Origin of the sequence: Streptococcus sp. Marseille-Q4154, from assembly GCF_916700545.1 — a bacterium.
Taxonomy (GTDB): domain Bacteria; phylum Bacillota; class Bacilli; order Lactobacillales; family Streptococcaceae; genus Streptococcus; species Streptococcus infantis_I.
The window spans coordinates 348646-371993 of record NZ_CAKAKN010000001.1 but is presented as its reverse complement, the minus strand read 5'-3'; the positions used below and the strand labels follow the sequence as shown (position 1 = coordinate 371993).

General features: G+C 44.0%; 15 protein-coding genes, 18 tRNA genes and 3 rRNA genes. 4 read left to right on the top strand and 32 right to left on the bottom strand.

The annotated features are described in order from the left end of the window. Positions 1-24: 24 nt before the first annotated feature. The 3 genes from LG369_RS01890 to LG369_RS01880 all read right to left on the bottom strand — a co-directional run bounded on the left by LG369_RS01890 (position 25) and on the right by LG369_RS01880 (position 4298). Entirely contained in the window at positions 25-717 is a 693-nt protein-coding gene (locus LG369_RS01890; RefSeq protein WP_004251491.1) for a sugar transferase, read from the bottom strand. 103 nt (positions 718-820) lie between these two features. Beyond that, the gene (locus LG369_RS01885) at positions 821-2563 is read right to left on the bottom strand and encodes an ABC transporter ATP-binding protein (protein WP_225750056.1); all 1743 of its coding nucleotides are present in this window, start codon (positions 2561-2563) and stop codon (positions 821-823) included. Next, the gene (locus LG369_RS01880; RefSeq protein ID WP_225750055.1) at positions 2553-4298 is read right to left on the bottom strand and encodes an ABC transporter ATP-binding protein; all 1746 of its coding nucleotides are present in this window, start codon (positions 4296-4298) and stop codon (positions 2553-2555) included. The genes LG369_RS01885 and LG369_RS01880 overlap by 11 nt, the downstream gene beginning before the upstream one ends. 262 nt (positions 4299-4560) lie before the next feature. On the opposite strand from LG369_RS01880, the gene LG369_RS01875 reads away from it, so the two are divergent. Both LG369_RS01875 and LG369_RS01870 read left to right on the top strand, forming a co-directional pair. Beyond that, the gene (locus LG369_RS01875; RefSeq protein WP_225750054.1) at positions 4561-5388 is read left to right on the top strand and encodes an exodeoxyribonuclease III; all 828 of its coding nucleotides are present in this window, start codon (positions 4561-4563) and stop codon (positions 5386-5388) included. An 11-nt stretch (positions 5389-5399) separates the two neighbouring features. After that, positions 5400-5786, top strand: a complete 387-nt coding sequence (locus tag LG369_RS01870; RefSeq protein WP_225750053.1) for a bleomycin resistance protein — start codon at positions 5400-5402, stop codon at positions 5784-5786. 64 nt (positions 5787-5850) lie between these two features. Here LG369_RS01870 and LG369_RS01865 read toward each other — a convergent pair whose 3' ends face one another. The 3 genes from LG369_RS01865 to LG369_RS01855 form a co-directional block, all read right to left on the bottom strand. Then, positions 5851-6255 (bottom strand): PaaI family thioesterase, encoded by a 405-nt coding sequence (locus LG369_RS01865; protein ID WP_006152721.1) that lies wholly within the window; start codon positions 6253-6255, stop codon positions 5851-5853. 69 nt (positions 6256-6324) lie between these two features. Continuing rightward, positions 6325-7806 (bottom strand): UDP-glucose--hexose-1-phosphate uridylyltransferase, encoded by a 1482-nt coding sequence (locus LG369_RS01860; RefSeq protein ID WP_225750052.1) that lies wholly within the window; start codon positions 7804-7806, stop codon positions 6325-6327. 18 nt (positions 7807-7824) lie between these two features. Continuing rightward, on the bottom strand, positions 7825-9003 hold the full coding sequence (locus LG369_RS01855; protein WP_225750051.1) for a galactokinase: 1179 nt from the start codon (positions 9001-9003) through the stop codon (positions 7825-7827). Positions 9004-9171: 168 nt separating this feature from the next. On the opposite strand from LG369_RS01855, the gene LG369_RS01850 reads away from it, so the two are divergent. Then, entirely contained in the window at positions 9172-10173 is a 1002-nt protein-coding gene (locus tag LG369_RS01850) for a LacI family DNA-binding transcriptional regulator (protein ID WP_225750050.1), read from the top strand. Positions 10174-10397: 224 nt separating this feature from the next. Here LG369_RS01850 and LG369_RS01845 read toward each other — a convergent pair whose 3' ends face one another. Beyond that, positions 10398-11435 (bottom strand): zinc-binding dehydrogenase, encoded by a 1038-nt coding sequence (locus LG369_RS01845; RefSeq protein WP_225750484.1) that lies wholly within the window; start codon positions 11433-11435, stop codon positions 10398-10400. Positions 11436-11514: 79 nt separating this feature from the next. Further along, positions 11515-12408 carry a cation diffusion facilitator family transporter gene (locus tag LG369_RS01840; RefSeq protein ID WP_225750049.1) on the bottom strand — a complete coding sequence of 298 codons (894 nt, stop codon included), beginning with the start codon at positions 12406-12408 and terminating at the stop codon, positions 11515-11517. Positions 12409-12544: 136 nt separating this feature from the next. Between LG369_RS01840 and LG369_RS01835 the strand changes: the two genes are divergently transcribed. After that, entirely contained in the window at positions 12545-13096 is a 552-nt protein-coding gene (locus LG369_RS01835; protein WP_004251513.1) for a TetR/AcrR family transcriptional regulator, read from the top strand. A 145-nt stretch (positions 13097-13241) separates the two neighbouring features. On the opposite strand, the gene LG369_RS01830 is transcribed toward LG369_RS01835, so the two are convergent. The 24 genes from LG369_RS01830 to LG369_RS01715 all read right to left on the bottom strand — a co-directional run bounded on the left by LG369_RS01830 (position 13242) and on the right by LG369_RS01715 (position 23319). Then, positions 13242-14762 carry an ABC transporter permease/substrate-binding protein gene (locus tag LG369_RS01830; RefSeq protein ID WP_004251515.1) on the bottom strand — a complete coding sequence of 507 codons (1521 nt, stop codon included), beginning with the start codon at positions 14760-14762 and terminating at the stop codon, positions 13242-13244. Continuing rightward, positions 14755-15483: an ABC transporter ATP-binding protein gene (locus LG369_RS01825; RefSeq protein ID WP_225750048.1), complete on the bottom strand. Its 729-nt coding sequence runs from the start codon at positions 15481-15483 to the stop codon at positions 14755-14757. Before LG369_RS01825 ends, LG369_RS01830 begins: the two co-directional genes overlap by 8 nt. A 171-nt stretch (positions 15484-15654) precedes the next feature. Continuing rightward, positions 15655-16803, bottom strand: coding sequence for a DUF4767 domain-containing protein (locus LG369_RS01820; RefSeq protein ID WP_225750047.1), 1149 nt, complete (start codon positions 16801-16803; stop codon positions 15655-15657). 129 nt (positions 16804-16932) lie between these two features. Beyond that, positions 16933-17020: transfer RNA gene (locus tag LG369_RS01815), tRNA-Ser, on the bottom strand. 6 nt (positions 17021-17026) lie between these two features. Then, positions 17027-17100: transfer RNA gene (locus LG369_RS01810), tRNA-Ile, on the bottom strand. A 32-nt stretch (positions 17101-17132) separates the two neighbouring features. Then, a tRNA-Gly gene (locus LG369_RS01805) sits at positions 17133-17203 on the bottom strand. A gap of 19 nt (positions 17204-17222) precedes the next feature. Next, positions 17223-17295 (bottom strand) — tRNA-Phe (locus tag LG369_RS01800). 4 nt (positions 17296-17299) lie between these two features. Beyond that, positions 17300-17373 (bottom strand) — tRNA-Met (locus LG369_RS01795). 10 nt (positions 17374-17383) lie between these two features. Next, a tRNA-Ser gene (locus tag LG369_RS01790) sits at positions 17384-17473 on the bottom strand. Positions 17474-17483: 10 nt separating this feature from the next. Beyond that, positions 17484-17557, bottom strand: a tRNA-Ile gene (locus LG369_RS01785). Between the two features lie 13 nt (positions 17558-17570). Continuing rightward, positions 17571-17644: transfer RNA gene (locus tag LG369_RS01780), tRNA-Met, on the bottom strand. 5 nt (positions 17645-17649) lie between these two features. Continuing rightward, a tRNA-Pro gene (locus tag LG369_RS01775) sits at positions 17650-17723 on the bottom strand. Between the two features lie 14 nt (positions 17724-17737). Beyond that, positions 17738-17811: transfer RNA gene (locus LG369_RS01770), tRNA-Arg, on the bottom strand. 11 nt (positions 17812-17822) lie between these two features. Further along, a tRNA-Leu gene (locus LG369_RS01765) sits at positions 17823-17908 on the bottom strand. Between the two features lie 7 nt (positions 17909-17915). Then, positions 17916-17987, bottom strand: a tRNA-Gly gene (locus tag LG369_RS01760). A 27-nt stretch (positions 17988-18014) separates the two neighbouring features. Further along, a tRNA-Thr gene (locus LG369_RS01755) sits at positions 18015-18087 on the bottom strand. Positions 18088-18099: 12 nt separating this feature from the next. Beyond that, a tRNA-Leu gene (locus LG369_RS01750) sits at positions 18100-18181 on the bottom strand. 5 nt (positions 18182-18186) lie between these two features. Further along, positions 18187-18259: transfer RNA gene (locus LG369_RS01745), tRNA-Lys, on the bottom strand. 18 nt (positions 18260-18277) lie between these two features. Further along, positions 18278-18350, bottom strand: a tRNA-Asp gene (locus LG369_RS01740). A 2-nt stretch (positions 18351-18352) separates the two neighbouring features. Continuing rightward, positions 18353-18425, bottom strand: a tRNA-Val gene (locus LG369_RS01735). A gap of 4 nt (positions 18426-18429) precedes the next feature. Further along, positions 18430-18545 (bottom strand): 5S ribosomal RNA (rrf, locus tag LG369_RS01730). A gap of 77 nt (positions 18546-18622) precedes the next feature. Then, positions 18623-21523: ribosomal RNA gene (locus LG369_RS01725) — 23S ribosomal RNA — on the bottom strand. Positions 21524-21648: 125 nt separating this feature from the next. Continuing rightward, positions 21649-21721, bottom strand: a tRNA-Ala gene (locus tag LG369_RS01720). 50 nt (positions 21722-21771) lie between these two features. Then, positions 21772-23319, bottom strand: a 16S ribosomal RNA gene (locus tag LG369_RS01715). The 16S, 23S and 5S rRNA genes sit together here with 18 tRNA genes alongside, the layout of an rRNA operon. Positions 23320-23348: the final 29 nt, after the last annotated feature.

Sequence of the window (23348 nt, the reverse complement as noted above, 5' to 3'; positions counted from 1 at the left end):
ACTGTATTCACTCTTATGACTACTTTATTTTAAAACTTCAACTACGGTCTGGAACATGATTTTGATATCTCCGAAGAAATTAAAATCACGTAGGTAGGCTAGGTTAAAGTGCATTTTCTCTGGAAGGACTCTTTCCACATAAGCCTGGTCAACCGTCATACCTTTTGCAGTCATTTGACTGATGATGGCATCCTCATCCTTATAGTTAATGCTGGCAAGGGATGTAATCCCCGCAGGTAAGAGCAAGGTAGCCATCATTTCAGGGCTATACTGCTCTGTGTAGCGTGGTACTTCTGGGCGTGTTCCTACAAAAGACATCTCTCCTTTGAGGACATTGACCAATTGCGGCAATTCATCCAAACGAACACGTCGAATGAAATTTCCAACTTTTGTGATACGACTGTCATTTGCAGAAGTTACTAGACTTCCTTTTTTATCAGCATCCGTCACCATGGTCCGGAATTTCCAAATTTTGAAATGACGGTTGTACTGGGTTACCCGCACTTGCTTGTAAATAACTGGACCCTTGCTATCTAGCTTGATCCAGATGCTTAGAATCAGAAATAAGGGGGAGGTCAAGATTAACAAGACTACGGCTAGAAACAAATCTAGACAACGCTTGAAAATCAGTGAGCCTTTTCTTCTAGACACAAGCTGGTAGTATGGTTTTACCTCGCTCAATTGCATTTCTTGAGGTAGTTCATCCCATTTCAGCATGCACATTCTCCTCTGTTTTTATATAATCTTTATTAACATTCTACATTATACCACAAAATGAAAGAGGCAGTGCAAGAAATCTATGTTTTAAAGGAATTCTTCCTTAGGAAAGAGCACCTGCTTGCAAACTATACATCTTGTGATAGGTTCCACCCAATGCTAGGAGTTCCTCGTGGGTCCCACTTTCAATGATACGTCCCTTATCAAGAACATAGATACAATTAGCATCTTGAATGGTAGAAAGGCGATGGGCGATGGCAATGGTTGTCCGACCTTGTCTCATCTTAGCTAGGGAATTTTGGACCAGAGCTTCTGTTTCAGAGTCGATATTGGCTGTTGCTTCATCCAAAATCAGGATTTTAGGTTGACTGGCAACAGTTCTAGCAAAGGCAAGAAGCTGACGTTGACCGGTTGAAAAACTCGAACCACGCTCAGATACAGGAGCATCATAACCTAAAGGAAGATCTTGAATGAAGGAATCTGCATCGACAAATTCTGCTGCAGCCTTGACTTGGTCATCGCTGATATCTTGGTACATGGCGATATTGGACTTAATGGTCCCATGATAGAGGAAGGGGTCCTGTAGAACCAAACCGATGTTTTTTCTCAGCTCCTCTTGACTATACTCTCGAATATCCACACCATCTAGTAGAACCCGTCCTGACTGAAATTCGTAAAAACGCATGAGGACATTGATGATAGAAGATTTTCCCGATCCTGTATGTCCGACAAAGGCAATGGTTTCACCTTTATTGACGGTAAAGGAAATATCATCGAGAATTTGGTGTTTTCCATCATAAGAGAAGGACACGTGTTCAAAGCGGAGATTCCCTTCTCTAATCTCGGCTTGTCCATTTTCTTGGACCGGTTCATAGTTGGTCTCATCGATCAGTGCAAAGACACGACCTGCTGACACCATGGATGTCTGAAGAGTAGAAAAGTTTTGCGTTACCTCGATGAGCGGATCAAAGAGACGGTTGATGTACTGGATAAAGGCGTACATGGTTCCTGCCGTTATTCCTAGATAAAGACCGCGATAGCCAAAGTAAGCCATCAAAACCGCATATCCCAATAGCTTCAACAAACTCATAGCTGGACGTAAAAAGAGAGAATCCAAGGCTACTGAACGGTTAGCATAGACTAGGTGTTCCTGGTTTATCTCATCAAACTCTTCTTGCAGGCGTTTTTCTTGGTTAAAGGCTTGAATAATACGAATTCCTTCGATATTTTCTGCCAGCTTACTGTTAATATCTGACAGTAGACTTCTGGTTTTTTCAATGACCTTGACCGATTTTTTACGGTAGAGATTGACCAAAAGGAAAATCAAAGGTAGAAAGAACAAGACTAAAGCAGTCAGACGATAGTCCAGAACTAACATGGTATAAAGGGTCGTCACGAATATAAAGACTGCCGAGATAAAGCTGGATAAGATCCCCGAAAACATATCACTAATGGTCTCCGTGTCGTTGGTCAAACGAGAAACGATGGAACCTGCAGGTGTTTTATCAAAATAAGACATGCCTAGCTTCTCCATATTGGCAAAGGCATCACGTCGGATATCTCTAACGATGCTGTAGGACACGCGCGCAAAGAGGATGTTCCCCACATATTGGACAATAGTTTGAAGAATGTAGAGACCATAGTAAATTAGCAAAACTGTAACAGCAAGCTGATTAAGGTTGTTTAGATACTGGTCGATAAAGTGCGAAGCAACCAAGGGGATAATACTCTTAACAACAGTCGTCGCAAGGAGAAAAGCAAGGGCTAAAAAGGTGAGGACACTATAGGGCTTAAGATAAGACAATAAACGCTTCAATACAGACCATTGTTCTTGTTTATTCCGCATCTTCTTCTCCTTTCATTTCTAACTGTTGAGACTGGTAGGTTTGGGCATACCAACCATCCAAGGCTAGTAAGTCTTCATGCCTACCTCGTTCAATGATGCGACCATCCTGCATGACCAAAATCAAATCTGCATGAACAACTGCACTGAGACGATGGGCAGTGATGATAGTCGTTTTATCCTTGCGAGTTTCCTTGAGATTATCGATAATCGCGAACTCTGTCTTAGCATCCACAGCTGACAAGGAATCATCTAAAATCAAGATATCAGGATTTAAAATCATAGCCCGACTCATAGCCAGACGTTGCTTTTGTCCACCAGATAGACTAACACCTTTTTCCCCGATAACTGTATCAAATCCCTCAGGCATGGCTTGAATGTCTTGATAGACTTGAGCCAACTGAGTTGCTTTCTCTACTGCAGAGAAAGGTAGGTCGGGATTTCCAAAACAAATATTCTCTATGATAGAACTAGCAAAGAGAAATTGGTCCTGTGGGACGTATCCCATCAAACTTCGTAAGTCAGCTAGTCTATAGGCACGAATATCGTGACCATTCAGATAAATAGCTCCTCGGTCAACATCATACTCACGCAAGAGCAACTTAATCAAAGCAGTTTTCCCTGAACCAGTTTGCCCAACCAAGCCCAAGGTTTGCCCTTTTTCGAGACTAAAACGGATATCTCTCAGCGTCTCTTCGTCTTCAAATGCAAAACGATCAATGGCATAGTCTAAGCGCCCATTTTCAATCCCGTCAAGTGGAGATTCTGGTTCTTTGACAGGTGACTCTTGAGATAAGAGACTCTCAATTCGTTGATAAGAAACCTTCCCTCTTTGAGTAATATTAAAGAGGAAACCAATCGCCATCAAGGGCCAGACCAACATATCCAAGTAAGAGATAAAGGTGACAAGATTCCCAACGGTTACTTGTCCTGCTTGCACCATAAAGGCACCGACTAAGAGAGTTAAGGCATAGGAAGAACCAACAAAGAGTAGAACCATGGGGTCAAAGAGACTATCATATTTCATGGTTTGCAGATTCTTTTGGAAGGTCAAATCATTAACTTCCTGGAAAGATGCCAATTCATCAGACTGATAGCCAAAGGACTTGGTTACCTTAATACCTGATACAGACTCTTGAACCTTATTGTTGAGTTCAGAAAAGGCTGCTTGCGATTCACCAAAAGCCTTATGGGTCTTTCTCCCCAGACGACTAGTCGCATAGGCCATAAATGGCAAGGGCAGAATGGCAACCAAGGTCATCTGCCAAGAAATGCTAAAGAGCATAGTTAGCAGAGTCACCAAGGCCGTGATAGAGGCATCCACCGCCGACATGACACCACCACCTGCTAAACGAGTCAGAGCATTGATATCATTGGTTGCGTGAGCCATCAAATCCCCAGTTCGATAATTCTGATAAAAAGCAGGAGACATTCTTGTAAAATGCTCAAATAGTCTTGAACGCATGATTTGTCCAAGTCGGTAGGAGGTCCCTAGGATATACATGCGCCAAACATAACGCAGGTAGTACATCCCGAAAGCTGCCAGCAGGAGATAAAAGAGATGAAGCAGGAGCTCATCTTGTGTTAATCGTCCCGAAGTAACGGCATCGATCACGCGCCCCATGACCATAGGTGGGATGAGGTTTAGTACAGAAACCAAAACCAAAGCTACGATTCCAACTAGGTAACGGCGTTTTTCTAATTTAAAAAACCACCAGAGTTTTTGGATGATGGACATAAAATTCCTTTCTAATGACAAATGGAAACCTGAGGCGACTACCTCAGGTTTTTCCTATTCATAGGTGATGACACTAACTTAAACTTTGTCATATTCAGCGATAAAGATACTCAAAGGAGTAACATTTCATTTATTTTCAATCCTTTACATAAATCATTCTTTATTATATAGGAATGACCTGGATTTTTCAAACTATACGCTGGGGAAATACTTCTTTTTCTGGTATAATATTGTCTATAATCTGAATGAAAAGGTAAACATTATGAAATTGATCTCATGGAATATTGATTCCCTCAATGCAGCATTGACGAGCGACTCTGCGCGTGCGAAATTATCACAAGATGTCCTACAAACCTTGGTAGCCGAAGACGCTGATATCATTGCCATCCAAGAAACCAAGCTTTCAGCTACAGGGCCTACTAAAAAACACCTCGAGGTGTTAGAAGAACTCTTCCCTGGATATGAAAATACTTGGCGTTCCTCTCAAGAACCTGCTCGTAAAGGCTATGCTGGAACCATGTTCCTCTACAAGAAAGAACTCACTCCAACTATCAGCTTCCCGGAAATCGGTGCTCCTTCTACTATGGACTCGGAAGGTCGCATCATTACCATAGAATTTGATACATTTTTCGTGACCCAAGTTTACACACCAAACGCTGGTGATGGCCTCAAACGCTTGGAAGAACGTCAAGTCTGGGATGTCAAATATGCAGAGTACTTGGCTCAACTAGACAAGCAAAAACCTGTCCTAGCAACAGGAGACTACAATGTTGCCCACAAGGAAATTGACCTTGCCAACCCAGCCAGCAACCGCCGTTCACCAGGATTTACAGACGAAGAACGTGAAGGATTTACAAACCTTCTAGCAACAGGATTTACAGATACCTTCCGCCACCTCCACGGCGATGTGCCAGAACGCTATACTTGGTGGGCACAACGCAGCAAGACTTCAAAAATCAACAACACAGGCTGGAGAATCGACTACTGGCTCACAAGTAACCGTGTAGCAGACAAGGTTACCAAGTCAGACATGATTGACTCAGGCGCACGCCAAGACCATACACCGATTGTCTTGGAGATTGATTTCTAAGGAGAAAACGAATGGACTATCAAGCTGTCATCCCTGAATTTGTCGTATCGGATATCGAGAAATCGCGTCACTTCTACTGCGACTTATTGGGATTCTCTGTCGAATACGAGCGTCCAGAGGAAAAATTTCTCTTCCTTTCGCTTGAAGACTGCCAACTTATGCTAGAAGAAGGCAACGCAGAAGAATTATCCCAACTGACTTATCCTTTCGGGCGTGGTGTCAATATCTCCTTTGGCATAAAGGATGTTCCTCGACTCTATCAGAAAGTAATCGAATCTAACTATCCTATTCATCGTCCTTTGACCAAAAGAGAATTTCTGGTTGGCGACCATTATATCTATCCTCATGAATTTGCAGTTTTAGACCCAGATGGCTATTTTTTAAGATTTAGTGAATAGAATAATAAATCATTAGAGTGGAAAAGTAATAAAAAAAGAGGCATCTGCCTCTTTTTTATATTTCCTATATCCTCACCTGTCTATCTTCAGATCGTTGTCCTGTGACAAACATGGTGAAGGTTGCCTTGCAGACATTTCGGCCATCTTGGTTGATGATGTCAACATCGACGACACAAGTGGTGCGTCCTTGGTGGACACATTCTCCCTTGATAGTGAGAACGTCCCCTAGATTTCCAGCTTTCAGATAATTGATGGAAGACTGGAGTGTCACCCCGTCTAATCCTAGCGAAATCACCACAAGACCACTGATTTGGTCACAAAGGGTAAATAGATAGCCTCCATGGGCATTTCCATAGTAGTTGAGTGAAGAGTCCACTACTTTTGTCGTCACCACCACGTGACCATCTCTCATTTTTTCAATTTCGTAATTTTCAAAGGCAGATATAGCGTCAAAGTGAAAATCTTTCATACGTTCCTCCTGATACTTCAAACGACACTATGATACTACTTTTCAAGACTCTACGCAAGAGAGAAGCACTTATTCGGGCAAAATACCAACCAGCTCCACAAAGCGCATAAAGGCAGCTTGTCCTTCTTCTGTTTGCTTGTAAACTCCTGCATCTTCCAAAACTCGAGCAAAGATTTTTCCAACAGATTCTTGGACGATATTAAGAGCTTGGTCTTTGTCAGTCAATCCAAGATGGGATTCTTTCAACTCATCTGCCCATTCTTGGTGATAATCTGCTACTGAAACATCCTTTCCGACTAGGTAAGCTGCTACTTGCTCCACTTCTTCCTTCAAGCGTGGTGGCAAGATTGCCAAACCCATGACCTCTATCAAGCCGATATTTTCCTTCTTGATATGTTGGACATCCTTGTGGGGATGATAGATACCATCTGGATGCTCTGGAGATGTTTGGTTATCCCGTAAAACCAAGTCTAACTCAAACTGCCCATCTCGTTTACGGGCTATCGGTGTAATGGTATGGTGCGGTGTTCCATTGCTTTCCGCCAAGACCTGAACACTTGGATCAGAATACTGACGCCAAGCCAGCAAGATTTTATCCGCAAGGTTAGTCAGCTCGTCTTTTGAATCCGACGTCAATCGAATCACAGACATAGGCCACTGGACAATTCCTGCTTTGACAGTTTCAAAACCTTCAAAGGTAAAGTTTTTCTGAATAGGAGCCACTTCCATTGGGAAAACATGACAACCACCTTGATAATGATCATGGGTCAGGATGGAACCACCCACGATTGGTAAGTCTGCATTCGAACCAGCAAAGTAGCCTGGAAACTGCTCCACAATCGCTAACAAACGTTCAAAACTTTGGCGACTAATAGCCATAGGACGATGTTTGCTGTCTAGGAAAATACAGTGCTCATTAAAGTAAGCGTAAGGCGAATACTGGAAGCCCCACTCCTGCCCAGAAATATCAAAACGAATAATCCGGTGATTGCTTCTAGCTGGATGATTGACACGGCCATGATAGCCTTCATTTTCCATACAGAGCTGGCATTGAGGATAGTTACTCGACTTAACCAACTTAGCTGCCGCAATCTCTTTTGGATCCTTTTCAGGCTTCGAGAGATTGATGGTAATCTCTAGTTCACCGTAGTCAGATGGTACACGATAAGCAATATTCTTTGCGATAGCCTTCAGTTTGATGTAGTCATTCTTCTGACTGAGTTGGTAGAAATCCGCAATTGCCTGCTCTGGTGACTGAGCATAGGTATCCCAAAAATCACGATTAACCTGACTTGGACAAGGGGTTACCAAATCCATGAGGTCAGCACCGAGAATCTCACGCGCAGCCTGACTATCTTCAATCGTTTCCAATCGAACGGCTTCCTCGACAAGCTGATCTTTTAGTTCGATCAAATCATCCTGATCAGTCTCAACTTCAAGAACTCCATCTCCCACCAGTGCTAAAACACGATTGGTCAGATAGATCCGATCCAACTCTTCAAAGCTACTTTCTGCAATGACTTTGGTCACAAAATTTTCTACTAAGGTCACTAGAAAACCTCCTTCTGACTATTCAAGAACGCGAGTTCCACCTGCCACTTCAGCGATATAGAAACTTGGAGCGTAACCAACGATTTCTTCATAGTGCTTGCCTACAGCTTCCTTAAAGGACTCAACAGCATCCTTTTGAACCAAGGCGATCGCACAACCACCAAAGCCAGCTCCTGTCATACGAGCACCAAGAACACCTTCTTGAGCCCAAGCTGTATGAACAAGGGTATCTAATTCCAAGCCAGTTACTTCGTAATCGTGCTCAAGTGAAACGTGAGAAGCATTCATCAAACGACCAAATTTGTCCAAATCTCCAGCTTGAAGAGCTGCTTGTGCTTTAAGGGTACGTTGATTCTCAAGAACAGCATGGCGCGCACGTTTCAAGCGATTTTCGTCTTTGATGAGGTAACTGAACTCATCAAAAGCCCACTCGTCCAATTCACCCAAGGTTTGAATGTCCAAGGCCACCTGGAGTTCTTCTACTGCTTTTTCACATTCAGCACGACGTTCATTGTATTTAGAATCTGCAAGTTCACGGCGTTTGTTAGTGTTCATGATAACAACAACATTGTCCTTCAAATCAAGGGGAACCAAGTCATATTCTAAACTATTTGTATCCAGATAAATGGCACGTTGGTCTGCCCCCATACCGATAGCAAATTGGTCCATGATACCAGAGTTAACACCAATAAAGTTATTCTCTGTCAATTTCCCGATTTTTACTAAATCTAGACGATCCAATTTTAGGTCAAAGAGATATTCTGCCACGACACCAGTCAAAAGCTCTAAGGATGCAGATGAAGACAAACCAGCACCATTTGGGATATTCCCATAGACATAGAAATCAAAACCTTTATCAATCACATGCCCAGCTTCTTGCAAGAAATGAAGGACACCTTTTGGATAGTTAGTCCAGTTGTGCTCCTTCTCAAACTTAAGGTCAGCCAGAGGAACTTCGATAATGCCTTTGTCCTCAAAGTTTGCGGAGTAGAAACGCAAAACTTGGTCATCACGCTTGCGTGCTGCTCCATAAGTTCCTAGTGAAATAGCAGCTGGGAAAACATGGCCACCGTTGTAGTCAGTATGTTCCCCAATCAAGTTGATACGGCCTGGTGAGAAGAAGGTTTGATCTGCTTCTTGACCAAAAACATCAAGAAAGTCCTTGCGAAGTGCATCAGCAGTAAGATGTTGTGTCATATGAATTCTCCTTTGACAATTTGTTAGGTAAAAAAGTTTACCTTGTAATCGTTTTCTTCTATTGTACCCAAGGGTTTTGCTTTGGTCAACATTTTTACCGATATTTTACTAAACTATGAGTAAAAAGATAAAAAAATATGATATAATAACCTAAAAAGGAGGGGAATTATGGCTACACTCAAAGATATTGCTCAGTTAGCCTCTGTCTCAATCGCAACTGTATCCCGTGTCCTCAATCGCGATCAGAGTCTATCTGTGACAGAAGAAACCAGACATCGTATTTTAACCGTTGCCGAAGAACTAGGCTATACCAAACATCTCAAAACTGGTGAAAGTCACAAACTGAAACAAAAGATTGCCATCATCCAGTGGGTCAGTGAACAGGGAGAGTTGGAAGATCTCTACTACTACCAGATTCGACTAGGGATTGAAAATAGAGCTCAAGAATTAGATTATGATATTCTGCGCTATTTTAATGACCAGCCTTTCACGCTCAGTGAAGAAGTTATTGGAATTCTTTGTATTGGAAAATTTAGCCAAGCACAGATTGCCTCATTTGAAGAATATCAAAAACCTCTAGTTTTTCTTGATAGTGACACCATCGCCTTGGGCCATACCTGTGTCATTACAGATTTTAATAATGCTGTTAGACAGGTAGTCGATTACTTTACAGACCACGGGATTAAGAAGATTGGTATCTTATCCGGTCTTGAAACGACTACTGACCAAGAAGAAGTCATCGCAGACAAACGCTTAGGTTACTTTAAATCCTATACACAAGAAAAAGGAATTTATAACGAAAAATTCATTTTCCAAGGTCTATTTACTGCCCAATCTGGATATGACTTGATGAAAGAGGCTATCGAAAAATTAGGAGATAAACTTCCACAAGCCTTTTTTGCAGCTAGTGATAGTTTGGCAATCGGTGCCCTTCGCGCCCTTCAAGAAGCCAGCATCAGCATACCAGAGCGCGTCAGCATTATTTCCTTTAATGATACTATTCTAACCAAGCAAGTGTTCCCACCCCTTTCCAGTATCTCAGTCTACACCGAAGAAATGGGACGTACAGGAATGGATATTCTTAACAGAGAAGTTCTTCATGGGCGTAAAATTCCAAGCCTCACTATGCTTGGAACCAAACTAACGTTAAGAGAAAGCACCTTGCATTAAGTACAACACTTGAACATAAAAAAATCCTAATAAGAGCTTTTCAGTTCTCTATTAGGATTTTCTTTTTATACTCAATGAAAATCAAAGAGCAAACTAGGAAGCTAGCCGCAGGTTGCTCAAAGCACTGCTTTGAGGTTGTGGATAAGACTGACAAAGTCAGCTCAAAACACTGTTTTGAGGTTGCAGATAGAGCTGACGTGGTTTGAAGAGATTTTCGAAGAGTATTAATCCATCACAATCATAGACTTGATAGTCTTGCGTTCATCCATAGCCTTATAAGCTTGGTCGATATCTTTTAGTTTATAGCTTGAAGTAAAGACGCGACCTGGATTGATATCACCATCAAGAACAGCTTTGAGCAAGAATTGCTTATCGTATGTTGTTGCAGAAGCTGCTCCACCCGCAACAGAAATATTCTGAGCAAAGGTCGAACCAAGGGCACGGTTATTATAGTGAGGCACACCAACAATTCCCATACGACCGCCATTATGAAGGACACCCAGAGCCTGTTCAACAGCCGCCTCAGTACCAACACACTCAAGTGCTGCATCTGCTCCTCCTCCGAGGATTTCACGCACCTTGGCAATGCCTTCTTCACCACGTTCGGCCACAACAGCTGTCGCTCCTGACTCCAAGGCCATTTGTTGTCGATCTTCGTGACGACTCATAAGGATAATTTGTGAAGCTCCACGCATCTTAGCTGCGATGACAGCACATTGGCCAACAGCCCCATCCCCAATTACCACAACCTTGTCGCCTTTTTGCACATTAGCCACACGCGCTGCATGGTAACCGGTCGGCATGACATCAGCAAGTGTTAAAAGTGACTTGAGCATGCCTTCGCTATAATCTGAAGGTTGACCTGGAATTTTCACAAGTGCCCAATTGGCATAGTGGAAACGGATATACTCAGCCTGGACACCACCTGACCAGTTGGTGCCAATATGGCGGTCACAAGTCCCATCATAACCAGCACGACAGGCATCACATTCCCCACAACCATGAGTAAATGGTACAATCACAAAATCACCGTGCTTGACCGTTGTAATGGCTTCTCCAGTTTCTTCAACGATTCCAATCGCTTCGTGTCCACTATTTTTATGTCCCGCTTTAATATCTGGATTTCGGTAACTCCATAGGTCTGAACCACATACGCAAGCACGAACCACACGGATAATCACATCATCCGCTTCTTGAATGCTTGGACGTTTAACCTCTTCAATACCAACCTGACCTGCTTTTTTATAGACTGCTGATTTCATAAACATTTACCTCTCTGTATCTAACTTATTTCAAGTATACACTTTTTATGAAGCTTTCGCTCACTTATACTACGCCTCATCAATGATGATCGAGATCATGGTTTGCTTCTAGCTCTGCCATATTACGCTTATGGACCTGGTGGCTTGCTAAGTCTGCATCCACTTCAATGGTAATATTTTGAAAACCACAATCTTTGAGTATGTCTCGAATGGATTCTTTACAAACTTCCATATGCTTGACATGCTCGAGACAAACATGGATAATGGCATTTTTCTCCAAACCATCCATAGTCCAGAGATTGAGCTGATTGACACTAGCAACATAGTCCAATTGCTCTAAGCGACTCTTGACTTGCTTGATATCTACTCCTTCTGGCACAGCATCCAAGAAAATCTTGAGAGTAGACCAAAAACGTGGAATGGCTTTTGATAGAATAAAGAAAGAAATGACAAGAGATAAGAGCGGATCCAAAATATACCAGTCTGTAAATCGGAGAATAATTGCCATCAGGATAACAGCCAGCCAGCCCAGAGTATCTTCTAGAAAATGCAGGCTAAGAATAGATTCATTCTTTGTTTTTCCTTTACGAACCACTAAACTTGCTAACACATTTATAGTAACCGCAATGATTCCAAGCCAGAGGATGCCCTTATCATTAACAGGTTGTGGATGAAACATTTTTGTGATATTTTCCAAAATGACAAGTACAGATCCTGTCATAAGAATCACAGCCGTTATCAAAGCTCCTAGGAGGCTAAATCGTTTGTAGCCCAAAGTGTAATGACTATCCTCTTCACGATTGGAGATTGTTTCTAGAAAGGCTGATAGCCCAATTGCTATTGCATCTCCCAAGTCATGAACAGAGTCAGCAAGAACAGCACTCGAACCAAATACTCCACCTGCGATAAATTCAACAATGGCAAAGCTTAGATTTAAGAAAAAAGCCAGCCAAACAGCACGATTTGTTGTCATTTTTTTATTCTCCTTTGGTATAATAGTAGTAGTATAATTATTATCTTTACTAGTATTATATCTCATTCCAAAAAGAAAGGATAGGGGCTAACTGTTCGCTATGTACGTTACTGAACAGTTTGTTCAAATTGTTCATATGAGTACTCAAGATCGTCGCATTACCAAGACTCGAAAAGCCATCTATGCTGCTTTTTTGCAATTACTAAATCAAAAAAACTTTGAAACAATCACCGTTCAGGAGATAATAGACCTAGCAGATGTTGGTCGTTCCACCTTTTATAGCCATTATGAAAGTAAAGAATTACTCCTAGACCAGCTTTGCCTCTATCTCTTTCACCACCTTTTTGAACGCGAGGAAAATATTAGCATCGAAGCATATTTGACACATATTTTTTTGCATTTTAAGAAAAATCAAGACCACGTGACCAGTCTTCTTTTCTCAAAAAATGACTACTTCCTCCGTCAATTACAGAAAGAACTGGAACACCATGTTTATCCTATGGTAGCAGAGGACTTGCAAGTTTCCTATCCTAACATTCCCGCTTCCTACCTCAAGCATTTTGTAGTAATTAACTTTATCGAGACATTGACCTGGTGGCTGAAAAAGGGGAAATCTTATAAAGAAGACCAAGTAGTGAGATTTTACTTAGACGTCATGGAAATGAAGACTGAAAAAAAACTACTCTAGTTCTTACACTTTTAATTCTATTAGATTAGCTAATTGTATTTATTTCTTGACTTAAACTTACACAAAAACCCATCCTGCACAAAAGCAAGATGGGTTTATCATTCTAACTTATTTGAACAAGTTCGTAGCTAAAGCTAACTAGAGTTTACTTCTTCAGCAATCCTTCCTGGACTAGAAAATCACGCGCCACTTCTTCAGCTGATTGGCCTTCCACACCAACCTGATAGTTCATCTGACTCATCTGGCTCTCGGTGATTTTACCAGCTAGTTTATTGAGTACTGCTTCCAACTCAGGATGTTTTTCGAGTAATTCAGCTTTCATGAGTGGAGCGCCTTGGTATGGAGGGAAGAGTTGTTTATCATCCTCCAAAACCACTAAATCATAGCGAGCAATTTCAGCATCTGTTGAGTAAGCATCTGTAATTTGAATGTCCCCTGACTGGATGGCTTGGTAGCGAAGAGCTGGCTCCATGGTTGCCACATTGAGATTCAATCCATAAACAGACTGCAAACCCTTGTTTCCATCCTCACGGTCATTAAACTCCAGAGTGAATCCCGCCTTGAGCTGTCCTTCTACTTTTTTCAAGTCTGAAATCGTCTTAAGCCCATATTCTTGCGCAATTTTTTTAGGAACTGCTATAGCATAAGTATTTTGATAAGCCATGGGTTTAAGAAAGGCTAGTTGATCCTGTTTGGCAATACCATCACGAGCCACCTCGTAAACCTTTTCCGGGTCATGCCCAATTTGTGGAGATGATTGGAGGAGACTCTCTGTCACTGTCCCAGAAAATTCTGGATAGATATCAATGTCCCCTTTTTTCAGCGCTTGGTAAAGAAAGTCTGTCTTCCCAAAATTGGGTTTAACCGTCACCGTCATATCCGTATTTTCCTCGATGAGAAGTTTATACATATTCATGAGAATCTCAGGTTCAGGTCCTAACTTCCCAGCAATGACGAGATTGTCTTTCTCATTATGTGGAATGATGCTTGGAACATAACTAACTCCCAAACCAAGGACCATGACAGCAAAGGTCGAAACAATCGTACGCAATTTTGCCTTTTCCAAGTATTTGAGAATGACATTAAAGAGAATGGCCAAGATGGCTGATGAGATTGCTCCGATTAAAATGAGACTAGCATTCCGACGATCAATTCCCAAAAGGATAAAGGAGCCCAATCCACCAGCTCCCACAAGAGCTGCTAGAGTCGCTGTCCCAATGATCATAACGGTCGCTGTTCGAACCCCCGATACAATGACAGGCATGGCAAGTGGAATTTCAAACTTCTTGAGTCGCTCCCACTTGGTCATCCCAAAAGCAATCCCTGCCTCCTCAAGACTAGGATCAATGCCATTCAGGGCTGTGATTGTATTTTCTAAAATCGGGAAAATAGCGTAAATGACAAGGGCTGTGAGTGCTGGTAAGGTTCCAATCCCCATGAAAGGAATAAAGAGCCCCAACAAAGCCATTGAAGGAATGGTCTGGAAGATACCTGCAACTTGTAGCACCCAGGTCGCTACTTTTTTGTGACCATTTAGATAAACCGCAAGTGGGATGGTCAGAAAAATAGCGACCAATAAGGTCAAAAGAGATAATTGTAGGTGTTGACCCAGAGCTGTTACCCATTCACTAAATCGCTCCTGAAAGATTGAAATGAAATTAGACATGAAGGACACCTCCAAACAAGTTTGCTACAAAGTCTGTCGCAGGTGCTTGTAAAATTGTTTCAGGGTCAGCGACCTGGCAAATCTCCCCATCCTGTAAAACAGCAATTCGATCGCCTATTTTTAAGGCCTCGTCCGTATCATGAGTCACGAAGATAGTGGTCATACCAAACTCTTTGTGCAATTTTTTTGTCAGAGCCTGCAACTGCTTGCGAGAAATGGCATCGAGAGCAGAGAAAGGCTCATCCATCAGTAAGATTTTTGGCTCCGCAATGATGGCCCGCACAATCCCAATCCGTTGTTGCTCCCCACCTGATAACTCACTAGGCATGCGCTCTGCATACTCTGCAGCAGGCAGACCCACCTTGTCCAAGAGTTCTTCTGTTTTAGTGGCTATTTGTTCCTTACTCCAGCCCTTCATCTCAGGAATCAGTGCAATATTTTCAGCAACCGTTAAATTTGGAAAAAGAGCAATGGCTTGAAGGACATAGCCGGTAGAAAGACGTAATTCCCGTTCATCATAGTCCTTGATCCGTTTTCCGTCCATATAGATATTGCCATCAGTCGGCTCCAAGAGACGGTTCACCATCTTGATCATGGTGGTCTTTCCAGATCCTGAAGGACCCACTAGCACCATGAATTCTCCATTTTCAATGCGGAGATTGACATCTTTTAAAATGTCCTTATCCGTGTAGCGCAAGGCTACATGTTTGTATTCAATCATATTCTTCCTCACCATCTCCTTAAAAGCTAAGATCCTTATCTCACTTTTTATAAGAGTGTAATCATTAATATAATATTGTAATGCTAGAAATTACATCTGTCAACAATTTTGACTTGAAATCATATATAAGAAAAAGAGTTTGGCTAAGGCCAAACTCTCCATTATGATTGATTATTCTTCTTCTACCAAACGTTTAAACTCTGCTTGGATCTCTGTATTTTCTGTCGGTTTTAAGTACATGATTCCACCATTTGTCGTTGGTGAATGAAAAACAATCGTTTCTCCTGTGTTAGTTATCGCAAAAAAGTAACTATGCACATCCGGGTACTTATCCCAATTGCTATAACGCTCTACAATTCGGTACTGAGCATTTCCTAGACCTGTATCCGTATACTCAGCATTCATTTTCTCACTTGGTCCATCATCCCTAAGTGTATAGAGGTGGTCAGCCCCCACATCTCCTCCTGAGATTCCCTTTTGGTAATTGGGTTGTCCTAGTCTTTCTCCCCACCCTTTTATGAAGGCTTCTAATTTAGCAGACTTGCTAGCATTCCATGGTGCTTTCTGCTTTTCTCCCGAAATTGTCGTGCTAGTAGAGCTTTCAAATTTCTGCCAATCTAGTTGCTTGAAGTTCATTAATTCGGCTTCTGTCTTACCAAAGTCAGAGTGCAAACTTTTATTCCCAGGAACTCGAATATCCTGTTCTTGTAGTTTACTTGCAACTTGCTGGTATAAATTAAGATGATAGAGTACTCCTCTACCTTCTCCTGTTCCAGAGGACCAACTTAATTCCAGGATATCACCACCCTTATAGATATTCATAGAATTTCTAGCACCACCATGGCCGGCTACAAAACCTTCTGCTAAAAGAACCGGTTTCTCATTTACAAGATAATAAAGACCCGAAATAAAATAATCACCATTAGATTGCTCAACGCCTACTAATAATTCATCTACACCATCTTGATTAAGATCCGCATAGGCATAACTCATCTTATCTGATTGAAAAACTGCATTTTCAAGAGACCAACTATTGATAGGGCGTTCAGTGCCTTGTAAACTCTTATAGAGACCAGAGATTGCATTTACATCCTTCGGTGTAGAAAGTATTTTTTGATAATTATCAAAAACTGGCTTGTAGAATTCTTTAAAATTTTTCTTAGACTCTACGGAAGTTAGTTCATTAGTATTTGATTGACTAACAGTTGTTGATAAATCGAGCCCCTGATTAGAACTTTCGGAGCTATGATTACTACAGCCAAACATAAAAAGACTTATGAATAGAACTAGCAACCCTCCTAAAATACTCTTTTCTTCCATAACCAACTCCTTTATAGTTATCTAATTATTGTAGTGATTTCAATTACATTATATCAAATGTTTAAGAGTTATAAAAAGAATAATATAAGACTAAGGCAATAAAAAAAGAGCTATAAAGCTCTTTAATTACGGAGAATAAGGGATTCGAACCCTTGCGCCAGTTACCCGACCTAACGATTTAGCAAACCGTCCTCTTCAGCCTCTTGAGTAATTCTCCTATTAATGGGCACGAGTGGACTCGAACCACCGACCTCACGCTTATCAGGCGTGCGCTCTAACCACCTGAGCTACGCGCCCAAGTAAAAACTTGGTACTTGAACAAAGTTCAAAGCGGGTGACGAGAATCGAACTCGCGACAACAGCTTGGAAGGCTGTAGTTTTACCACTAAACTACACCCGCATAGTATCATATTAAAAAATGGCGCGAGACGGAATCGAACCGCCGACACATGGAGCTTCAATCCATTGCTCTACCAACTGAGCTACCGAGCCAATATTGCGGGAGCAGGATTTGAACCTACGACCTTCGGGTTATGAGCCCGACGAGCTACCGAGCTGCTCCATCCCGCGTTAATAATAAAGGAGGATGTGGGATTCGAACCCACGCACGCTTTTACACGCCTGACGGTTTTCAAGACCGTTCCCTTCAGCCGGACTTGGGTAATCCTCCAACATTTCAATGGACCTTGTAGGACTTGAACCTACGACCACTCGGTTATGAGCCGAGAGCTCTAACCAGCTGAGCTAAAGGTCCAACAAGATCATTATAGCGGCGAAGGGGATCGAACCCCCGACCTCCCGGGTATGAACCGGACGCTCTAGCCAGCTGAGCTACACCGCCATCAATCGGGAAGACAGGATTCGAACCTGCGACACCTTGGTCCCAAACCAAGTACTCTACCAAGCTGAGCTACTTCCCGAGTTTAATGTTTAATGCACCCTAGAGGAGTCGAACCTCTAACCGCCTGATTCGTAGTCAGGTACTCTATCCAGTTGAGCTAAGGGTGCTCTTCAATATATGCCGAGGACCGGAATCGAACCGGTACGATCGTTACCAATCGCAGGATTTTAAGTCCTGTGCGTCTGCCAGTTCCGCCACCCCGGCCTCTCTAAGCGAACGACGGGATTCGAACCCGCGACCCCCACCTTGGCAAGGTGGTGTTCTACCACTGAACTACGTTCGCATCGACTCTGGTTTATATTAAAAAAAATGCCGGCTACATGACTTGAACACGCGACCCTCTGATTACAAATCAGATGCTCTACCAACTGAGCTAAGCCGGCTGATTTCTATTATGCGGGTTAAGGGACTTGAACCCCCACGCCGTTAAGCGCCAGATCCTAAATCTGGTGCGTCTGCCAATTCCGCCAAACCCGCAAATATGACCCGTACTGGGCTCGAACCAGTGACCCATTGATTAAAAGTCAATTGCTCTACCAACTGAGCTAACGAGTCAAATAACTTTCGTTATTACGGTCCCGACGGGAATCGAACCCGCGATCTTCGCCGTGACAGGGCGACGTGATAACCGCTACACTACGGGACCTATGGGAGTTAACGGGATCGAACCGCTGACCCTCTGCTTGTAAGGCAGATGCTCTCCCAGCTGAGCTAAACTCCCTCGAGCTAAGCGACTTCCATATCTCACAGGGGGCAACCCCCAACTACTTCCGGCGTTCTAGGGCTTAACTTCTGTGTTCGGCATGGGTACAGGTGTATCTCCTAGGCTATCGTCACTTAACTCTGAGTAATACCTACTCAAAATTGAATATCTATCAAATATCAAGAAAACCTTACGCTTTCGTATTCTCAGTTACTTTGGATAAGTCCTCGAGCTATTAGTATTAGTCCGCTACATGTGTCGCCACACTTCCACTTCTAACCTATCTACCTGATCATCTCTCAGGGCTCTTACTGATATAAAATCATGGGAAATCTCATCTTGAGGTGGGTTTCACACTTAGATGCTTTCAGCGTTTATCCCTTCCCTACATAGCTACCCAGCGATGCCTTTGGCAAGACAACTGGTACACCAGCGGTAAGTCCACTCTGGTCCTCTCGTACTAGGAGCAGATCCTCTCAAATTTCCTACGCCCGCGACGGATAGGGACCGAACTGTCTCACGACGTTCTGAACCCAGCTCGCGTGCCGCTTTAATGGGCGAACAGCCCAACCCTTGGGACCGACTACAGCCCCAGGATGCGACGAGCCGACATCGAGGTGCCAAACCTCCCCGTCGATGTGAACTCTTGGGGGAGATAAGCCTGTTATCCCCAGGGTAGCTTTTATCCGTTGAGCGATGGCCCTTCCATACGGAACCACCGGATCACTAAGCCCGACTTTCGTCCCTGCTCGAGTTGTAGCTCTCGCAGTCAAGCTCCCTTATACCTTTACACTCTGCGAATGATTTCCAACCATTCTGAGGGAACCTTTGGGCGCCTCCGTTACCTTTTAGGAGGCGACCGCCCCAGTCAAACTGCCCGTCAGACACTGTCTCCGATAGGGATCACCTATCCGGGTTAGAGTGGCCATAACACAAGGGTAGTATCCCAACAACGTCTCCTTCGAAACTGGCGTCCCGATCTCATAGACTCCTACCTATCCTGTACATGTGGTACAGACACTCAATATCAAACTGCAGTAAAGCTCCATGGGGTCTTTCCGTCCTGTCGCGGGTAACCTGCATCTTCACAGGTACTAAAATTTCACCGAGTCTCTCGTTGAGACAGTGCCCAAATCATTACGCCTTTCGTGCGGGTCGGAACTTACCCGACAAGGAATTTCGCTACCTTAGGACCGTTATAGTTACGGCCGCCGTTTACTGGGGCTTCAATTCATACCTTCGCTTGCGCTAAGCACTCCTCTTAACCTTCCAGCACCGGGCAGGCGTCACCCCCTATACATCATCTTACGATTTAGCAGAGAGCTGTGTTTTTGATAAACAGTTGCTTGGGCCTATTCACTGCGGCTGACATAAAGTCAGCACCCCTTCTCCCGAAGTTACGGGGTCATTTTGCCGAGTTCCTTAACGAGAGTTCTCTCGCTCACCTGAGGCTACTCGCCTCGACTACCTGTGTCGGTTTGCGGTACGGGTAGAGTATGTTTAAACGCTAGAAGCTTTTCTTGGCAGTGTGACGTCACTAACTTCGCTACTAAACTTCGCTCCCCATCACAGCTCAATGTTATAGAATTAAGCATTTAACTCAATTCACACCTCACTGCTTAGACAGACACTTCCAATCGTCTGCTTTAGTTAGCCTACTGCGTCCCTCCATCACTACATACTCTAGTACAGGAATATCAACCTGTTGTCCATCGGATACACCTTTCGGTCTCTCCTTAGGTCCCGACTAACCCAGGGCGGACGAGCCTTCCCCTGGAAACCTTAGTCTTACGGTGGACAGGATTCTCACCTGTCTTTCGCTACTCATACCGGCATTCTCACTTCTATGCGTTCCAGCGCTCCTCACGGTACACCTTCTCCACACATAGAACGCTCTCCTACCATACCTATAAAGGTATCCACAGCTTCGGTAAATTGTTTTAGCCCCGGTACATTTTCGGCGCAGGGTCACTCGACTAGTGAGCTATTACGCACTCTTTGAATGAATAGCTGCTTCTAAGCTAACATCCTAGTTGTCTGTGCAACCCCACATCCTTTTCCACTTAACAATTATTTTGGGACCTTAGCTGGTGGTCTGGGCTGTTTCCCTTTCGACTACGGATCTTAGCACTCGCAGTCTGACTGCCGACCATAATTCATTGGCATTCGGAGTTTATCTGAGATTGGTAATCCGGGATGGACCCCTCACCCAAACAGTGCTCTACCTCCAAGAATCTTGATGTCGACGCTAGCCCTAAAGCTATTTCGGAGAGAACCAGCTATCTCCAAGTTCGTTTGGAATTTCTCCGCTACCCACAAGTCATCCAAGCACTTTTCAACGTGCCCTGGTTCGGTCCTCCAGTGCGTCTTACCGCACCTTCAACCTGCTCATGGGTAGGTCACATGGTTTCGGGTCTACGACATAATACTAAAGCGCCCTATTCAGACTCGGTTTCCCTACGGCTCCGTCTCTTCAACTTAACCTCGCATCATATCGTAACTCGCCGGTTCATTCTACAAAAGGCACGCTCTCACCCATTAACGGGCTCGAACTTGTTGTAGGCACACGGTTTCAGGTTCTATTTCACTCCCCTCCCGGGGTGCTTTTCACCTTTCCCTCACGGTACTGGTTCACTATCGGTCACTAGGGAGTATTTAGGGTTGGGAGATGGTCCTCCCAGATTCCGACGGGATTTCACGTGTCCCGCCGTACTCAGGATACTGCTAGGTACAAAGACTATTTTAAATACGAGGCTCTCACTCTCTTTGGCTGACCTTCCCATGTCATTCTTCTATAATCTTTGAGTCCACATTGCAGTCCTACAACCCCGAAGAGTAAACTCTTCGGTTTGCCCTCCTGCCGTTTCGCTCGCCGCTACTAAGGCAATCGCTTTTGCTTTCTCTTCCTGCAGCTACTTAGATGTTTCAGTTCACTGCGTCTTCCTCCTCATATCCTTAACAGATATGGGTAACAGGTAGTACCTGTTGGGTTCCCCCATTCGGAAATCCCTGGATCATCGCTTACTTACAGCTACCCAAGGCATATCGTCGTTTGTCACGTCCTTCTTCGGCTCCTAGTGCCAAGGCATCCACCGTGCGCCCTTATTAACTTAACCTTACTTTTTTGACCTTTCAGTCATAAACTCTTATTAATACTACAGCGTTTTCGGTTTATTTTCTTGTTACTATTTGATATAGATATTCAATTTTCAATGTGCATTACTTGGTGATCTCTCACCAATGGAGCCTAGCGGGATCGAACCGCTGACCTCCTGCGTGCAAAGCAGGCGCTCTCCCAGCTGAGCTAAGGCCCCACAAGACCTCTCAAGACTAAACAAGACCAATGTGCATTCCTTATCCTTAGAAAGGAGGTGATCCAGCCGCACCTTCCGATACGGCTACCTTGTTACGACTTCACCCCAATCATCTATCCCACCTTAGGCGGCTGGCTCCTAAAAGGTTACCTCACCGACTTCGGGTGTTACAAACTCTCGTGGTGTGACGGGCGGTGTGTACAAGGCCCGGGAACGTATTCACCGCGGCGTGCTGATCCGCGATTACTAGCGATTCCGACTTCATGTAGGCGAGTTGCAGCCTACAATCCGAACTGAGATTGGCTTTAAGAGATTAGCTTGCCGTCACCGGCTTGCGACTCGTTGTACCAACCATTGTAGCACGTGTGTAGCCCAGGTCATAAGGGGCATGATGATTTGACGTCATCCCCACCTTCCTCCGGTTTATTACCGGCAGTCTCGCTAGAGTGCCCAACTGAATGATGGCAACTAACAATAGGGGTTGCGCTCGTTGCGGGACTTAACCCAACATCTCACGACACGAGCTGACGACAACCATGCACCACCTGTCACCTCTGTCCCGAAGGAAAACTCTATCTCTAGAGCGGTCAGAGGGATGTCAAGACCTGGTAAGGTTCTTCGCGTTGCTTCGAATTAAACCACATGCTCCACCGCTTGTGCGGGCCCCCGTCAATTCCTTTGAGTTTCAACCTTGCGGTCGTACTCCCCAGGCGGAGTGCTTAATGCGTTAGCTACGGCACTAAACCCCGGAAAGGGTCTAACACCTAGCACTCATCGTTTACGGCGTGGACTACCAGGGTATCTAATCCTGTTTGCTCCCCACGCTTTCGAGCCTCAGCGTCAGTTACAAGCCAGAGAGCCGCTTTCGCCACCGGTGTTCCTCCATATATCTACGCATTTCACCGCTACACATGGAATTCCACTCTCCCCTCTTGCACTCAAGTTAAACAGTTTCCAAAGCGTACTATGGTTAAGCCACAGCCTTTAACTTCAGACTTATCTAACCGCCTGCGCTCGCTTTACGCCCAATAAATCCGGACAACGCTCGGGACCTACGTATTACCGCGGCTGCTGGCACGTAGTTAGCCGTCCCTTTCTGGTAAGATACCGTCACAGTGTGAACTTTCCACTCTCACACTCGTTCTTCTCTTACAACAGAGCTTTACGATCCGAAAACCTTCTTCACTCACGCGGCGTTGCTCGGTCAGACTTCCGTCCATTGCCGAAGATTCCCTACTGCTGCCTCCCGTAGGAGTCTGGGCCGTGTCTCAGTCCCAGTGTGGCCGATCACCCTCTCAGGTCGGCTATGTATCGTTGCCTTGGTGAGCCGTTACCTCACCAACTAGCTAATACAACGCAGGTCCATCTGGTAGTGGTGCAATTGCACCTTTCAAGCAGCTATCATGCGATATCTACTGTTATGCGGTATTAGCTATCGTTTCCAATAGTTATCCCCCGCTACCAGGCAGGTTACCTACGCGTTACTCACCCGTTCGCAACTCATCCGCTCGGTGCAAGCACCAACTTCAGCGTTCTACTTGCATGTATTAGGCACGCCGCCAGCGTTCGTCCTGAGCCAGGATCAAACTCTCATTAAAAGTTTGAGTTCTCACTCATTTCTGTCACT